Genomic DNA, 16,411 nt, shown 5'->3' on the forward strand with positions numbered 1-16,411 from the left:
GAAAAACTTACAAGTACAATTTACATAGCGTGAACTTGTTCGTATCCCAGGAAAACTTGCTTTAGAGTGGACTCTAAGGTTTATAGTGAATATGAAGCAGCCAATCTAGCAGGAGTGAAAGGGAGGAATTGCGATGAAGTACAGTTATTTGGGTAAATCGGGGTTAAAGGTCAGCCAGTTGTGTCTGGGGACGATGAATTTCGGACCGGAGACGGAGGAGAAGGAAGCCTTCAGAATTATGGATGCGGCCCTCGATGCGGGAATTAATTTCTTCGATACGGCGAATGTGTACGGCGGCCAGGACCGGCGGGGCTGGACAGAGGAAATTATCGGCCGCTGGTTTCAGCAGGGTGGCGGACGGCGCGAGAAGGTAGTGCTGGCCACCAAGGTCTACAATGACATGTTCGACGAGCAGGACGGTCCCAATTCCGGCTCAGGCTTGTCTGCCTACAAGATCAGACGGCATTTCGAAGGCTCGCTGCGGCGCCTGCAGACCGATCATATTGAACTATATCAGATGCATCATATCGACCGGAACGTATCGTGGGACGAGTTGTGGGGCGCCTTCGAGATCCTGGTGTCCCAGGGCAAAGCCGACTATATTGGCTCCAGCAACTTCGCGGGCTGGCATATCGCTGCTGCCCAGGCGAAGGCGAAGGAGCGCCATTTCCTCGGCCTTGTCTCCGAGCAGCATCTCTACAACCTGCTGGAACGGACGCCGGAGCTGGAAGTGCTGCCGGCCTCACAGGAGCTGGGTCTTGGTGTTATTCCGTGGAGTCCGCTGGCCGGAGGCCTGCTGGGACGTAATGCGCTCGCTAAGACTGGGGTGCGCAGCGCCCGTTCAGCCAAGCTGGAGCAGCACCGCAGCCAGCTGGAGCAGTTCTCCACACTCTGCAAGGAACTGGGCGAGCATGAGGATCAGGTCGCTCTGGCCTGGGTACTGGCGAATCCGGCTGTGACCGCACCGATTATCGGGCCGCGTACGATGGAGCAGTTCGAGGACTCCCTGCGGGTGACCGAGATCACGCTGGATGAGGCCACGCTGAAGAAGCTGGACGAGATCTTCCCGGGACCGGGCAAGCCGGCACCGGAAGCGTATGCCTGGTAAGCGAAGCCAACGAATGTTAACCATGCCTGTGGTAAGCAGGGTTTGGAACCCAGCACATCCCGCAGTAGCTGAATGATACGGAATCATCTAACCAGTAACGGCCGGACTGTCCCTGAAGGGATGGTCCGGCTATATTTTTGTAAGTATCCAGATAAATGTGGTAGACTGATTCTGTGAGTTGAACAACTAGAGAAGATAGGGGAACTGCCGATGCTTTTTTATCTGATAGCTGTCCTCGTCCTGATGCTAGATCAGGCGACCAAGTGGATAGTGCGTACCCATATGGAGCTTGGGGAGATGCTTCCTTCCTGGACGCCGCATTTGCGGTTTATATACTATGAGAACAGCGGCGCGGCCTTCAGCTCATTCCAGGGGTTCGGGAAGTATTTTGCGATTGTGGCTGTGATTTTTGTAGCAGCAATCTTCTATTACCGGCGCCAGGGCAAAATCCGCGGCCCCCTGCTCGAAGCAGCCAGCGGCTTCCTGGTCGGCGGGGCAATCGGCAATGCCATCGACCGGGCAGTTTACCACCAGGTGACAGATTTCCTGGCCTTCGGGAATCGTGGCGGGATTATGAATCTGGCCGATCTGGCGATCAATGCCGGAGGCCTTCTCATTCTAATCTACCTGCTTGTGGACCATTTCCGGCACAGAGCAACCCGCAGACTATTATAAATGGCAGGCAAAGACGTCTCCGGTCTATCATTTTATCTAATGCAACTTATCATAATTAGTAATGAACCCGGCTAAATCAGAGCATTTTACTGTGATTTAGCCGGGTTTTGTGCATTTTATGCAAGTATTTACCTTTTAAAGAACATGATGCCTGTTATAAGATTCGTTGATCGTTTGCCGGTATTGTGTTAGCCTGAGTTCATGATATTAAGAGGAAAGAAGATTGCACGCTAAGGAGAGGTCGATATTGTTGCAACTACAAGTTACAAACAGTCCTTTTAATGAGAACCAGGCAGAGCTGCTGAATCAGCTTCTGCCCACGCTGACACCTTCACAGCAGGTATGGTTAAGCGGGTACTTATCTGCCCTGTCGCTGCAGGGTAACCAGGGATCAGGCGTTCAGGCCGTATCCCCCGCTGCTCCAGCAGTAGTAGCAGAGCCGGCAACAGCCGCTTCGCAGCAAGCATCGCGTGAAGTGACCGTATTGTTCGGCTCCCAGACCGGCAACTGCCAGCGGCTGGCTGTGAGCCTCTCCCGCAAGCTGGAGGAGCAGGGCTTCAAGGTCACAGTGTCCGCGATGAACAGCTTCAAGCCGAATGGATTGAAGAAGACAGAGAACCTGCTGCTGCTGGTCAGTACCCATGGCGAAGGGGAACCGCCGGATAATGCCCGGGCCTTCCATGAATTCCTCTACAGCAAAAGAGCGCCGCAGCTTCCAGGCTTGCGCTTCTCGGTACTTGCGCTGGGCGATACCTCCTATGAATTCTTCTGCCAGACCGGCAAAGACTTCGATCAGAAGCTGGAAGAGCTGGGTGCACAGCGGCTCAGCCCGCGTGTAGATTGCGACCTCGATTATGATGAGCCGGTGGCTGAATGGTTCGGCCAGGTCATCAGCGCGCTTAACGGTGCGCAGAATGCTGCAGGAATTGCGGATGCAGCGGTTCAGGCTGCGGAGAGCGCAGAGTCGCTGGAATCCGCTTATTCACGAAATCATCCTTTCCATGCCGAAGTACTGGAGAATCTTAATCTGAACGGCCGCGGCTCAGACCGCGAGACCCGCCATCTGGAGCTGTCGCTTGCCGGATCGAATATTACCTTTGAGCCGGGGGATTCCCTTGGTGTCTACCCCGAGAATCACCCGCAGCTGGTAGAAGATATCATTGCCGCTATGGGCTGGGATGCGAATGAACGTGTTCCGCTGAACAAGAAGGGGGAAGAAGGCACGCTGCAGGAGGCGCTGCTGCGGCATTACGAAATTACGGTGCTGACCAAGCCCCTCCTGGAACAGGCTGCCGGGCTTACCTCCGCACCTGCCCTTAAGGAACTGCTGACCCCCGGGCGGCAGCAGGAGCTGAAGGAATATATCCAGGGCCGGGATCTGCTGGATCTTATTCAAGACTACGGACCTTGGGAGGCTCCGGCCAGTCTCTTCGTGACCATCCTGCGCAAGCTTCCGGCCCGGCTCTATTCCATTGCCAGCAGCTACAATGCCAACCCGGATGAAGTACACTTCACGGTGCGGGCTGTACGTTATGAGTCACATGGCCGTGAGCGTTACGGCGTCTGTTCGGTACACTGTGCTGAGCGTGTACAGCCGGGTGCCACCTTGCCGGTATATATCCAGAACAATCCGAACTTCAAGCTGCCTGCTGATTCCAGTGTACCGGTCATTATGATCGGCCCGGGTACGGGCGTTGCCCCGTTCCGTTCCTTCCTGGAGGAGCGTGAAGAGCAGGGTGCTGAGGGTCCAACCTGGCTGTTCTATGGAGACCGTCATTTCGTTACAGACTTCCTCTACCAGACGGACTGGCAGCGGATGCTGAAGGACGGTGTCCTCAGCAGGCTGGATGTGGCTTTCTCACGCGACACTGAGGAGAAGGTATACGTACAGCACCGTATTCTGGAGCAGAGCAAGGAACTGTACCGCTGGCTGCAGGAAGGGGCGCATGTATACGTATGCGGGGATGAGAAGCATATGGCCCATGATGTCCACTCCGCCCTGATTACAGTGATCCAGGAGGAAGGCGGACTAAGCCCGGAAGCGGCTGCTGACTATCTGGAGACCCTTCAGCAGGAGCAGCGTTACCAGCGGGATGTCTATTAAGCGGGACCTAAGCGGAGAGGAGAGAATCAGCAATGGCAAACAATGAATCAGCGGTGAAGCCGATTGGCGGACCACCGAGTGATGTCGAACATATTAAGCTGGAGAGCAATTATCTGCGCGGGGCGCTTGTCGAGACCCTCAGCAATCCGATTACAGGAGGTCTGCCGGAGGATGACAACCGGCTGCTGAAATTCCACGGCAGCTACATGCAGGATGACCGCGATCTGCGCAGTGAGCGGGAACGCTCCAAGCTGGAGCCGGCTTTCCAGTTCATGCTGCGGGTAGTAGCGCCCGGCGGTGTGGCGTCTGCGGCACAGTGGCTTGTCATGGATGAGCTGGCCCATAAGTACGGCAACGGGACACTGCGACTGACGACGCGGCAGGCTTTTCAGATGCATGGGGTGCTCAAGTGGAATCTCAAGAAGACGATCAGAACGATCAACGACACCCTGATGACCACACTTGCGGCCTGCGGTGACGTGAACCGGAATGTGATGAGCGGTCCGAACCCGTATCAGTCGGAGGTTCATGCCGAGGTTCAAGAGTGGGCCAACAAAATCAGCGATCACCTTGCCCCGCGTACCCGCGCGTATCATGAGATCTGGCTGGACGGCGAAAAGGTCGTGGACAGCAAGGTGGTTGAGCCGATCTACGGCCCGGTCTACCTGCCCCGCAAATTCAAGATTGGCCTGGCGGTGCCTCCGTCCAATGATGTAGATGTATTCTCCCAGGATCTGGGCTTCATCGCCATTCTGGAGGACGGCAAGCTGGCTGGCTTCAACGTCTCGGTCGGCGGCGGTATGGGCATGACACACGGCGATACGAATACGTATCCCCAATTGGGCCGGATCATCGGCTTCTGCCGTCCGGAGCAGATGATTGATCTGGCGGAGAAGACGGTGACGATCCAGCGGGATTACGGCAACCGTTCGGTCCGCAAGAATGCCCGCTTCAAGTACACGATCGACCGGCACGGGCTGGACTGGTTCAAGGGAGAGCTGCACGACCGGCTGGGCTGGACGCTGGAGCCGGCGCGCGGCTATCACTTCGATCATAATGGTGACCGTTATGGCTGGGTGAAAGGGATGGACGGCAAATGGAACCTGACGCTCTATATCCAGAGCGGACGGATTCAGGATCAGGAGGGCTACCCGCTGATGACCGGCCTGCGCGAGATTGCCAAGATTCACAGCGGAGACTTCCGGCTGACCCCGAACCAGAACCTGATTATCGGCGGAGTGACCCAGGCGAAGAAGCGTAAGATTACGGAGCTTGCCAAGCAATACGGGCTGACAGACGGAGCCCATCATTCCGCACTGCGCAGAAGTGCGATGTCCTGTGTGGCGCTTCCGACCTGCGGGCTGGCCATGGCGGAGGCGGAACGTTATCTGCCGCACCTGCTGGATAAGCTGGAGGTTATCATTGATGAAGCCGGGCTGCGGAATGAAGAGATTATCATCCGTATGACCGGTTGCCCTAACGGCTGTGCCAGACCGGCGCTCGGCGAGATTGCGTTCATCGGCAAAGGTCCGGGCAGGTATAATATGTACCTGGGAGCAGGCTTTACCGGAGACCGGCTGAACAAGCTGTACAAGGAGAACATTGACGAGCAGGAGATTCTAGACACCCTCGGGCCGATTATTCATGGTTATGCCAAGGAACGCATTGCTGGTGAACACTTCGGGGATTATGTGATCCGCAGCGGATATGTCAAGGCGGTTACCTCGGGACTCAATTTCCACGACTGACCGCAGCCGCTTATTGAGGAAGAACGTTAGGCATGAGCCTGTTTTCTGCTTTTTTTTGGCGGAAGACAGGCTTAATTGTTGTGCGGATTTGGATTTTTGGCAATTTCCTTACAGAAATTGGTCGAGAAAGCCCACTCCTTTAGGGTTGGGATGAACCGTCTTTGTTCAATAAACATCCTTATGTTGTAAAAATTGTACTAAATGAGCGCGTGTTCTTGTAGCAGTTAAATTGTTTAAATGCTACAATCTAGGTATGAGACAAGCTTACAGAAATACCAAAACAACCGTATCCTTCATTAACTATCATTTTGTTTTTTGCCCTAGATACAGACGTAAAGTGCTAGTCGATCAAGTCGAGATTCAGTTTAAGCAAATCGTTACAGAGATATGTGCCGAACAGGATTGGCAGCTATTAGCAATGGAAGTCATGCCTGATCATGTGCATATTTTTCTAAACGCACTGCCCACCGATTCTCCTGCAGAACTGATGGCGAAACTCAAAGGAATCACTTCCCGGCGCCTCCGTGAACAATTTAAGCACTTGAACCACTTGCAATCCCTCTGGACTCGTTCATACTTGGTCAGTACGGCAGGGAACTTTTCAAGCGAAACGATCAAACGATATGTTGAGGGACAAAAAACAAGGGGGTGAGACTCTGCAAACCGTAACGATTCAAATCCGCATTTTTCCACCCCGTCCGTCTATATTAGTAGATATGGGGGGCGAATATATTCGAACCGTCAACGAATTAACGGAGCAAGCTGAAAGGTCTGGAACGTTTCCGAAACTAACTTCAAAAACCGTTCATGCCAATCTACCCTCTGCCGTAAAGAATCAAGTGATGCGAGACGCCAAAAGCCTATTTCAGCGGTTCAAGAAAACGAAGAAGCGACCTCTTCTCCAAAAGAGGGTGTACTACGTGAACAATCAAAATTATACGATTTGGGGCAACAACATTTCGTTCCCAGTAATCCTGGATGGAAAAGTACAACGTCTTGTGGTTCCTGCGCTTCTTTCGGATCGGGAGCGAGACATCCTTTCGAATGGGAAGCTTGGACTTCTGCGCGTGGTTCAAAAATCAGCGAAATGGTTTGTTCAAATTTCAATCGAATGCCCCACTAAGCCAGCCGATGGTCATGAAGTGATGGGAGTTGATTTAGGCTTGAAAGTGCCTGCTGTTGTCGTAACTTCTAGCGGGAAGACCACATTTTGCGGAAACGGACGTAAAAACAAGTTTGTTCGCCGTAAGTACCGTAGCTATCGCCGCAAATTAGGAAAGCTTAAAAAGTTATCCGCGATCCGTAAACAGAACGACAAGGAACGTCGTTTTATGAAAGATCAGAATCACAAAATCAGCCGCCAGATCGTGAATATGGCGATTCAAGAAAAGGTGTCTGTCATCAAGCTGGAGAAACTGACTAAAATTCGTAAGACGACAAGAACAAGTCGTAAAAACGCTAAAAATCTGCATCAATGGTCGTTCTATCAGTTGCAAATGTTCATCGGATATAAGGCGGCACTTGCTGGAATCCAAGTGGTTGAAGTGAATCCGGCATACACCTCGCAAACCTGTCCCTCTTGTGGACAGCGGAACAAAGCAAAGGATCGAACGTATCAGTGCGACTGCGGTTATACAGCACATCGGGATCGAGTCGGTGCAATCAACATCATGCGTCAACCTGTGGCAGATGGTAACAGTCTACCAGCCTAGATAGCTATAAGCTCTGATCTAGGATGGGCGAATGAACTCGCCCTTAACTTAGCAGTAGAACAAAGCGGAAACGGATGCGCCTGCTAACTAGCTAAGAATCCCGCCCTTTAAGGGTGTGGAAGTTCAAATAATATAGAGTAGCAATACACCATTATAACCAAGAGCCATTATATATAGTGAGTAATGGATTCTGTACAGAAGAGGCGAATTGAATGATCATTATGAAATCGATGGAAGAGATTGAGAAGATGCGGGCAGCCGGTAAAATCCTGGCGGAATGCCACCGGCAGATTGCCGGGTTGATCAAGCCGGGAATTACGACCTGGGAGATCGACCAGTTTGCCGAGAAGTTCATCCTCTCCCAAGGAGCAACCCCGGAGCAAAAAGGCTATCACGGTTACCCGTATGCCACCTGCGCATCTGTGAATGATGTCATCTGTCATGGCTTCCCTAAGCATGAGGAGCTGAAGGATGGAGATATTGTAACGATTGATATGGTAGTCAACCTGAACGGCTGGCTGGCGGATTCGGCCTGGTCCTACGGGGTGGGTACAATTAGCGAGCAGGCGGAGAAGCTGCTGGCGACAACCAAGGAATCTCTGTTCAAAGGCATCGAGCAGGCTGTAGCCGGCAACCGTATAGGCGACGTAGCGCATGCTATCCAGGTCTATGCCGAATCTAACGGCTACTCCGTCGTCCGGGACTTCATCGGCCATGGGATTGGCTCCGAGATGCATGAAGCGCCTGAAGTGCCTCATTACGGCCCGGCCGGCAAAGGCCCGCGGATTAAGGAAGGCATGGTGTTCACCATCGAGCCCATGCTCAATACCGGCAGCTACCGGACCAAGGTAGATGCCGACGGGTGGACTGCGCGGACCATTGACGGAGGTCTGTCGGCCCAGTATGAGCATACATTGGCGGTCACCCCGCAGGGCACGATTATTTTGACAGAGCTGTAAATGGCTTGAGTGGATACAGATCCGCTTGACGCAGCAAAGGCAGGGCCGTCCATGGAGGACAGTCCTGCCTTTGCTGCAGCTTCGCCTGAGTTAATCCGTAATATTGCGTGTGTAGTACTCGATGATGTCCTTGCGGCGGATGATGCCGAGGAAGATTCCGCTGTCGTCCACTACGGGAACGAAATTCTGGTCAGCAGCCAGGGTCAGCATATCCTCCATCTGCGCGTGGATCTCGACGCTCTCGTTATGCACATGACGCTGAATGGTGCCGACGGTCACCTCGTTCATATTCGCGAAGCTCAGACCGTCGGTGTTCTTCAGCTTCCATAGCAGATCGCCCTCCGACAAGGTCCCAACATATTTACCGGCATCGTCAATAATCGGAATGGCCGAATAATAATGATTCTCCAGCTGTTCCAGCGCTTCCCGCATGGAGATCGAGGAGGTAATGTACGCAACCTGATCCTTGGGCAGCAAAAATGAGGATATTTCCATAGGTTAGTCTCCTTTACAGTAGGATGAAGTACATAACGTTATTACAATTAAAACATAGAACAGGATGTAAGCGCATTAAAAATCAGGTTACAACTTTGAAATGTTACGGTTAGGCTGCGGTTATGAAGCCATACAAAAAAGGATATGCGGTCCTTTCAGGGGAAGAACCGTCATATCCTGAGTCACTTTTGTGTACTAGAAAAGGGTAGGAAATCAGCCGTTCTGGCCGTTGTCATGGCTGAGCTGCCAGTGGATACCGAATTTGTCCTTCAGGTTCCCGTAGGCCTTGCTCCAGAAGGTCTGCTGCAGCTCCATGCTCACAGTACCGCCTTCTTTGAGCTTATTGAACCATTCCGTAATCTTCGCTTCATCCGTATGAAGCAGCGACAGGCTGATATTATTGCCTTCCGTGAACGGCATGCCGGGGAACACATCAGAGAACATCACCGTGCTGCCGGCAATCTGCAGTCTGGCATGCATCACGAGAGACTTGGCCTCCTCGGGCAGAGGATGGGACGGATCAGGCGGAGCTTCGCCGAATGTCATAATATGCGGAGCTTCTGTACCGAATACTTCTGCATAATACTCTACCGCTTCCCGGGTATTGCCATTGAAATTCAAGTACACATCAATTGCCACAGCCTTCACTCCTCAAGAGTTAATTATGGGACAAGCACCACGTTACGGTCACATTGTATCATGTGCCTGTGCATTTACAAATATTCGGGGTGTGTACTGTGCCGGTCCAGATCTTGTGGGGATCACTCCCTTGATCCGGGAGGCGTTTGATATACATATTGCCGCGAATTATTCGGCGCACAGCCCCCGCACAGATGCTCCATACGTCATGGAAGTGGACGGTGGGGCATTTTTTTGTGTGCGGCCAGCAGGAATAAACTGGAGTGTTATCGAATATTAGCGATTATCAACAAATTTCGACTTTTCAACTACATACATAAGCGGGGTTTTGCACAATGAAAACATGGAAAAAGACAGCATTCTTGATCGTTACCTTCGGACTTATCTTTCTGCTCCCGTTACTCGGCAGTCTGGCGAAATGGAAGGGGATGCCGCCCGGTTACGGGGATTTCCCGGCTCAGAAGGTCGAAGCTGACCCCGGGTTCAGCCTGCTCTATTTCTCGCTCGCCTGCGTCGTGGCCCTGATCATCACACTGGTCCTGGTATTCCCCGGATGGTTCGGCTTCAAGAAGACGGAGGAGGCACCCCGGAAGGCGGGGGCGGCCACCTCTTTCCCTGTCTGGTTCTGGTGGAGCCTGCCGGTGTTTGCGCTTAGCTGGTTCCTGATGTGGGCCCGGGTGAAGCTGTTTATCTCACTGGAGCATTACACGTTTGTTCCCCTCTGGTGGTCCTTTATTCTGATTCTGGACGGGCTGGTCTACCGGAGAAATCATGGAGCCTCGATCATCTCGCGTAAGCCCCGGGTGATGCAGCTGCTGGCGGTGGTGTCCTGCTTCAGCTGGTTTGCTTTTGAATACCTGAATTTCTTCGTCCTGGAGAATTGGTATTACCCTAATAATGAAGTGTTCTCTAACTTCGGCAATGTGTTCTGGTTCTCCTTATCCTATACCACCGTTCTTCCGGCCATCTTCGAATGGTATTTACTCCTCAAGACCTTCCGTCTGTTCCGCAACCGTTATAGCCATGGGCCTAAGCTGAACGTATCACGCATGTGGCTGATCATCTATTATATTCTCGGGCTGATCCTGGCCTTCGGCATGGGCTATTATCCGTACCTGCTGTTCTGGGTGCTGTGGGTTGCGCTGGTTCCGATGCTGTCCGCAGCGATGGCGCTTGCCGGTTACTGGACCCCCTTCACCCCGGTGAAGAACGGAGACTGGTCTAAGGTGATTCTGGTGGGGCTGGCTACTCTGTTCAACGGCTTCTTCTGGGAGTTCTGGAACTTTGGCAGTGAATGGTTCCATGATGATGCCCCCACCAACCCGAATTATTGGAAATACTCTGTGCCTTATCTGGACAAGTTTCATATTTTTTCCGAGATGCCGGTTCTGGGGTATTTCGGTTATCTGTTCTTTGGGCTGAATTGCTGGATTATCTGGCTGATTGCTGCCTATGTATTTAAATTCAATGCCGATATTGAGGTTACGGAAGAACAAGGCTAAAGGTGGAGTACAATGATTGCTAATGACCATTATCAGGTCCTGGAGACCATTTCAGATAATCCGATAAAAGCTGTATACCGCTGCACAGAGGCTTCTTCTGCAGAAACGGTCATTCTCAAGGTGTTGAAATCGGAATTTGCCGGAACCGAAGCGGTGATGCGCTTCAAGCAGGAATATAAGCTGCTTACTGAGCTTAGCACCACCACAGAAGGGGTTATCCGTCCCCTGAGGCTTGAAGAGCAGAACGGTCTGTATGTCATGGTCCTTGAGGATATATGCGGACGTTCGCTGAAGCGGATTCTGGCGGAGGAGCAGCCGGGGGAGGAGGATTTACTGAGACTGGCGGTCAAGGTTGTGGATATTCTCGGCTCCATCCATGAGCAGAACGTGATCCATAAGGATATCAAGCCGTCGAATATCATCTGGAACCGGGAGCGGGATATTGTCCAGGTGATTGATTTCGACCTTGCGGTGAAGCTGTCCAAGGAGAGACGGGATTTCCAGAACAGCGGCGTGCTGGAGGGCAGTCTGCTGTACATCTCACCGGAACAGACCGGCCGGATGAACCGGAATATTGATTACCGGAGTGACTACTATTCACTGGGTGTCGTCCTGTACGAGATGATGACCGGCCTTATGCCGTATCCATCGTCCGAGATGCTGGAGCAGATCTATTCCATTATTGCGAAGGAAGCCGTCTCTCCTTACCATGCAACCGGAGGCAGGGTTAGCAGGGGCTTGTCGGCAGTCATTATGAAGCTGATGGAGAAGTCGTCTGAGGACCGGTACCGCAGCGCTCACGGCATTAAGGCCGATCTGAAGAGATGCCTGGCCGGGCAGGCGGATTTCGTGATTGGAACGGAGGATCTCCTGAACACCTTCCGTATTCCGCAAAAAATAGTCGGCAGACAGCAGGAGCTGTCCACCCTGGAGGCGGCCTTCCGCAGCAGCGTTAACGGGAGTTCACAGGTTATGCTGGTCTCCGGTGATGCAGGTGCAGGTAAAACAGCACTGGTCCATGAGCTGCACCGGACGATCAGCCGGGAGAAGGGGCTGTTCGCGGAAGGGAAGTTCGACCAGTACAATAAGAACATTCCGTACAGTGCGCTCATTCAGGCCTTCCGCAGGCTGGTCAGCCAGCTGCTGGAGGGCCCGGATGAGGAGTATAAGCGTGAGATCAGCCGTTCGCTTACCCGATTGCTTGGCGGCAACGGCGGTGTAATTACGGGATTGATCCCTGAGCTTGCTACCTGGATCGGGATTCAGCCAGAGCCGGAACCGCTGAGTCCGGCTGAGGAGACGAACCGGTTCTTCCTGACCTTTGCCAAGTTCGTGCAGGCCATAACGTATCCGGACCGGCCGCTGGTTCTCTTCCTGGATGATGTCCAGTGGGCGGATTATTCCAGCCTGCAGCTGGTGGAGAAGCTGGTGCTGGATAACCATTTGCAGCGGATGTTTGTAATCTGCTCCTTCCGGCAGAATGAGATCCATGAAGGTCATCCCTTGTTCGCCGCGATGGCCAAGATCGGCAAAAACCGTGAGGTTGGACGTATTCATCTTCAGCCGCTGCAAGAAACAGATGTACAAAGCCTTGTGGCGGACACGCTATACAGCAGCATGGAACGCGTTGAAGGAATTACCGGACGGTTATATAAGCGGTCCAAGGGGAATTCCTTTTTCCTGACGGAAATGCTGAAGGATCTTCACCGGCGCGGGATTATCTACTTCGATAAGCGGAACGGGGAATGGAGCTGGAGCCTGGAGGAGCTGGAGGCGCTGCCGGTCCACGACAGTGTGGTGGATTTCCTGGTTGGACAGCTGCAGCATCTGCCGGAGGAGGTCCGCCATATTCTGATGCTCAGCTCGGCGGCCGGCAGTGTGTTCGATTACGGGATGCTGACGCTGATCGGAGAAGAAGCGCCGGAGGTGATTGCGGCTGCGGTTACCCGGGCGGTCCAGGAAGAATATATCGTCCCTGCCGACCACAAGTACGCTATATTCTCGGCTACACTTGCTGAATCCGGCCGCGAGGCTGCGCAGGTAGGCATCCGGCTGAAATTCGCCCATGACCGGATTCAGCAGGCCTTCTACCAGCTGCTTGATCCTGAACGGGGGAAGAGACTTCATCTTAGTATCGGCCGGCTGCTGCTGCGGAATCTTGGAGAGGAGGAGATCGAGGACAAGCTGGTCGATATCGCAACCCATATTAATAAAGGGCTGGAGTTAATCACCGATAGCTCGGAGGCGCGTGAGATCGTCGCTCTGAATCTGAGGGCAGCCTATAAGGCCAAAGCAGGATACGGGTATGATTCGGCCTTCTTACTGCTTGAAGCGGCAATGGAATTGCTCCCGGAGCAGATCTGGAGTACAGACCCGGGGCAGGCGGCGGGGATCTACAGGCTGTATGCGGAATGCAGCTATCTCACTCATCATATCGGTCAGGGGGACCAGGCTTGCCGTCTGCTGCTGGAGCAAACTACGGAGCGGATGGCTATTGCGGAAATCTATGAGATGCAGACCAATCATTATATGTACCTCGGTATGATGCCCGAGTCGATTGCTTCAGGGAGACGGGGGCTGAAGGCGCTCGGAATTAAGATTCCGGCTAAGGTTGGAATGCCCGCCGTCCTTAAGGAGCTGCTGGTCATTAAGGCTGCGCTGCGGAGGAGAACGCCGGAGACGATTTTTGCACTGCCGGAGATGCAGGACCCGGAGATGAAGCTGGTTATGCGGCTGCTGATTAACTTTATACCGCCTGCATTTATCTCCGGGGAGACCTCACTGTTTGGTCTGGTGGTGCTGAAGAAGGTGGGCTTGACGCTGAAATACGGCAACTCCCCGGAGTCGGCGCTCGCTTTTATCGGCTATGCCATGCTCTTGTCCGGCTTCGGCGATACCCGGGGGGCCTTCGCTTATGGACGTCTCGGGATCAGAATTAATGACAAATTCAATGATCTGCAATGGAAAGGCGCGGCGCATGTCCTGTATACGCTGTTCAGCCATGCCTGGACCGAGCCTTGGGATACGCTGCAGGACTGGTTCGGCACCTCCATTGAAGCCAGTCTGCGGACAGGCGATCTGCTCTATCTGGCCCATTCCGCCTTCTATGTGAATCTCTGGAATCCGTCGATGGACATCCCGGCTTTGCTTCAGGAGAACGAGCGTACGATCTCTATGATTGAGAACACGAAGTACAGGGAGTCGCTTGCCACAGCGCAGCTGGCCCGCCAGTATTACCTCAGTCTTGCCGGAGAGCTGCCGGACCGCACCTCTTTCAACAATGAAGCCTTCAGTGAAGAGGTCTATCTGCACGAATTGCAGGAAGCGAGGTATTACTCGGGAATTGCGATCTATTATATTTACAAAATGAAGCTGCTGTTTCTCTACGAGAAGCATGATGAAGCGCTGGAGTATATCGAGCGGGCCTATCCGATTATCGGGACGCTGGCCGGTTCGGCTTTTATGGAAGAATTCGCGCTCTACACCTTCCTGAATCTCGCTTATGCTTACAAGGATTTGGGTGTGAACGGCAAGCGGAAGGCCAGGTCCAAAATGCGCAAGGAGCTCGGCCGGGTACGCAAATGGGCCAGCAATGCACCGGGAACCTTCCGCCAGCATGAATATCTGATGAGGGCCGAATGGTCCCGGATCTCCGGGAACAGCACGCGCGCAGGCTATTATTATGATCTGGCAATTGAGGCCAGCGAGCAGGGAAGCTTCGTCCGCTATAAGGCACTCTGCAACGAGCTGGCGGCCCGGTACTATATGGACAAGGGCTTCAACGAGTTCGCTGCCTATCTGCTCAGACAATCCGAATACTATTATTCGGTCTGGGGCGCCAAGGAGAAGATCGTGTTCATCAAGGAGCGATACCCTGCTCTGGACCAGAAAATCAGCACCAAGGAGTTCATGCACGGCAGGACGGTGACCGATTATACTGAGAGCATTGATCTGAATTCCATCATTCTGGCTTCACAGGCCATCTCCAAAGAAATTGAGCTGAACCACCTGCTGGAAGCGCTGATGGAGATTGTGATCAAGAATGCCGGGGCGCAGCGGGGCTGTATCCTGATGACCTCCAAGGCCAATCTGTTGGTCGAAGGAGAATATAAAGCGGACACAGACCGGATCTCTGTGGCGATTCATGAGTCGCATCAGCTGGACAATCTGCCTGCTGCGATCATCAAACAGGTGGAGGAGAGCCGGGAGAGTCTGATCTACAATGATGCCTATTCCGAGACTCCATTCGTGAATGATCCTTATATTGTGAGACAGCAGCCGAAATCGATGGTCTGCATGCCGCTGATTAACCAGAATAAGACGATTGCCATCATCTATTTGGAGAATAATCTGGTCACCGGCGTATTCACCGAGGAACGGATGAAGATTATCAATCTGCTGTCCAGAGAGATGGTCTTCTCGCTTGAGAATGCCAGTCTGTATAATGAGCTTGAGCGCTCTGAGGAGAAATACCGCCAATTAGTCAACAACCTGCAGGACGGGGTATTCGTGGTCCAGGATATGCGGTGTGTCTATGTTAATGAGGCGCTGGAGCAGATGCTGGGCTATGAACCGGGCGGGATGCTGGAGCAGCCCTTCGGGAATTTCGTTACGCCGCCGGAGCGGGAGAAGGTGATGCATTATTATGCCAGACGAGTCGAGGGCAAGCAGGCACCGGAAGAGTATGAGACTAGGCTTTTGCATAAGGATAAGTCGCATGAAGTTATCGTCATTCACAAGGTTGTCCGGATTATGTATCAGGATAAGCCGGCGATTCAGGGAACGATCAAGGATATTACCGAGCGGAAGAAGGCGGAAGAGGAGCTGCGGCGCCACAAGGAGCATCTGGAGGAACTGGTAGCCGAGCGGACGAAGGAGCTGGAGTTCAACAACGGGGAGCTGAGCAAATATATCGGACTGATTGAAAAGATCTCGATCACCGATGAATTAACCGGGCTGTACAACCGCAGATACTTCAATAAGCTGTTCCTGGATGAAGTGGACAAGGCTGCTGCAGGCAAACGGTATTTAACCTACCTGATGCTGGATATTGATTATTTCAAAAAATTCAATGATACCTACGGACATTATGAAGGCGATACGGTACTGCGCAGAATCGGCGGGGTACTGAAGGAGCTGGCTGAACAGGCGGATGGAACCGCGTTCCGGCTGGGTGGTGAAGAATTCGGCATTGTGGCCGCCGGACTTACCCCTCCAGAGTCCCGTGTGTTCGCCGAATTGATCAGACGAAGCATTGCGGAGCTGGGGATTCAGCATGACCTAAGTCCGGAATACGGAAGAATTACCGTCTCTATCGGCGTAGCCGCCGTGCTGGTGGACGGTCTGCGCGAGGAGGATATCTACAAGCTGGGTGACGATGCACTGTATCAGTCCAAGGCGGAAGGGCGCAACTGTGTTACATTGTTCAAGCGATAAGATTCAAGTGATAAGAGATGTACATAAATAAAT

General features: G+C 52.9%; 11 protein-coding genes. 9 read left to right on the forward strand and 2 right to left on the reverse strand.

Annotated features, from left to right (window positions below):
* Positions 1 to 133 precede the first annotated feature (133 nt).
* The 7 genes from NSS64_RS08790 to map all read left to right on the forward strand — a co-directional run bounded on the left by NSS64_RS08790 (position 134) and on the right by map (position 8,306).
* Entirely contained in the window at positions 134 to 1,108 is a 975-nt protein-coding gene (locus NSS64_RS08790) for an aldo/keto reductase (RefSeq protein ID WP_341139856.1), read from the forward strand.
* 210 nt (positions 1,109 to 1,318) lie between these two features.
* Positions 1,319 to 1,783 (forward strand): signal peptidase II, encoded by a 465-nt coding sequence (gene lspA / locus NSS64_RS08795; RefSeq protein WP_340939810.1) that lies wholly within the window; start codon positions 1,319 to 1,321, stop codon positions 1,781 to 1,783.
* 250 nt (positions 1,784 to 2,033) lie between these two features.
* Entirely contained in the window at positions 2,034 to 3,887 is a 1,854-nt protein-coding gene (locus NSS64_RS08800; RefSeq protein ID WP_341142788.1) for an assimilatory sulfite reductase (NADPH) flavoprotein subunit, read from the forward strand.
* Between the two features lie 32 nt (positions 3,888 to 3,919).
* The gene (gene cysI / locus NSS64_RS08805) at positions 3,920 to 5,635 is read left to right on the forward strand and encodes an assimilatory sulfite reductase (NADPH) hemoprotein subunit (protein WP_340939811.1); all 1,716 of its coding nucleotides are present in this window, start codon (positions 3,920 to 3,922) and stop codon (positions 5,633 to 5,635) included.
* A 253-nt stretch (positions 5,636 to 5,888) separates the two neighbouring features.
* Entirely contained in the window at positions 5,889 to 6,287 is a 399-nt protein-coding gene (gene tnpA, locus NSS64_RS08810) for an IS200/IS605 family transposase (RefSeq protein ID WP_340752970.1), read from the forward strand.
* A complete protein-coding gene (locus NSS64_RS08815) occupies positions 6,259 to 7,347 on the forward strand; it encodes an RNA-guided endonuclease InsQ/TnpB family protein (RefSeq protein ID WP_341139857.1) in 1,089 nt (362 codons plus the stop codon). The genes tnpA and NSS64_RS08815 overlap by 29 nt, the downstream gene beginning before the upstream one ends.
* Before the next feature lie 212 nt (positions 7,348 to 7,559).
* Positions 7,560 to 8,306 (forward strand): type I methionyl aminopeptidase, encoded by a 747-nt coding sequence (gene map / locus NSS64_RS08820; protein ID WP_036733023.1) that lies wholly within the window; start codon positions 7,560 to 7,562, stop codon positions 8,304 to 8,306.
* 90 nt (positions 8,307 to 8,396) lie between these two features.
* On the opposite strand, the gene NSS64_RS08825 is transcribed toward map, so the two are convergent.
* Positions 8,397 to 8,801, reverse strand: a complete 405-nt coding sequence (locus NSS64_RS08825; RefSeq protein ID WP_036733033.1) for a CBS domain-containing protein — start codon at positions 8,799 to 8,801, stop codon at positions 8,397 to 8,399.
* A 213-nt stretch (positions 8,802 to 9,014) separates the two neighbouring features.
* Positions 9,015 to 9,440 carry a VOC family protein gene (locus tag NSS64_RS08830; protein ID WP_340939816.1) on the reverse strand — a complete coding sequence of 142 codons (426 nt, stop codon included), beginning with the start codon at positions 9,438 to 9,440 and terminating at the stop codon, positions 9,015 to 9,017.
* A 335-nt stretch (positions 9,441 to 9,775) separates the two neighbouring features.
* Between NSS64_RS08830 and NSS64_RS08835 the strand changes: the two genes are divergently transcribed.
* Together NSS64_RS08835 and NSS64_RS08840 are read left to right on the forward strand one after the other, a co-directional pair.
* Positions 9,776 to 10,942, forward strand: a complete 1,167-nt coding sequence (locus NSS64_RS08835; RefSeq protein ID WP_341139858.1) for a small-conductance mechanosensitive channel — start codon at positions 9,776 to 9,778, stop codon at positions 10,940 to 10,942.
* A 12-nt stretch (positions 10,943 to 10,954) separates the two neighbouring features.
* Positions 10,955 to 16,378: a diguanylate cyclase gene (locus NSS64_RS08840; protein ID WP_341139859.1), complete on the forward strand. Its 5,424-nt coding sequence runs from the start codon at positions 10,955 to 10,957 to the stop codon at positions 16,376 to 16,378.
* Positions 16,379 to 16,411: the final 33 nt, after the last annotated feature.

This window comes from Paenibacillus sp. FSL H8-0122 (genome assembly GCF_038005345.1).
GTDB lineage: Bacteria > Bacillota > Bacilli > Paenibacillales > Paenibacillaceae > Paenibacillus_AQ.

Excerpts from the sequence above, each read along its gene's own strand:
- NSS64_RS08790 (WP_341139856.1), top strand. The coding sequence starts at position 134 with ATGAAGTACAGTTATTTGGGTAAATCGGGGTTAAAGGTCAGCCAGTTG.
- lspA (WP_340939810.1), top strand. The coding sequence starts at position 1,319 with ATGCTTTTTTATCTGATAGCTGTCCTCGTCCTGATGCTAGATCAGGCG.
- cysI (WP_340939811.1), top strand. The coding sequence starts at position 3,920 with ATGGCAAACAATGAATCAGCGGTGAAGCCGATTGGCGGACCACCGAGT.
- tnpA (WP_340752970.1), top strand. The coding sequence starts at position 5,889 with ATGAGACAAGCTTACAGAAATACCAAAACAACCGTATCCTTCATTAAC.
- NSS64_RS08815 (WP_341139857.1), top strand. The coding sequence starts at position 6,259 with ATGTTGAGGGACAAAAAACAAGGGGGTGAGACTCTGCAAACCGTAACG.
- map (WP_036733023.1), top strand. The coding sequence starts at position 7,560 with ATGATCATTATGAAATCGATGGAAGAGATTGAGAAGATGCGGGCAGCC.
- NSS64_RS08825 (WP_036733033.1), bottom strand. The coding sequence starts at position 8,801 with ATGGAAATATCCTCATTTTTGCTGCCCAAGGATCAGGTTGCGTACATT.
- NSS64_RS08835 (WP_341139858.1), top strand. The coding sequence starts at position 9,776 with ATGAAAACATGGAAAAAGACAGCATTCTTGATCGTTACCTTCGGACTT.
- NSS64_RS08840 (WP_341139859.1), top strand. The coding sequence starts at position 10,955 with ATGATTGCTAATGACCATTATCAGGTCCTGGAGACCATTTCAGATAAT.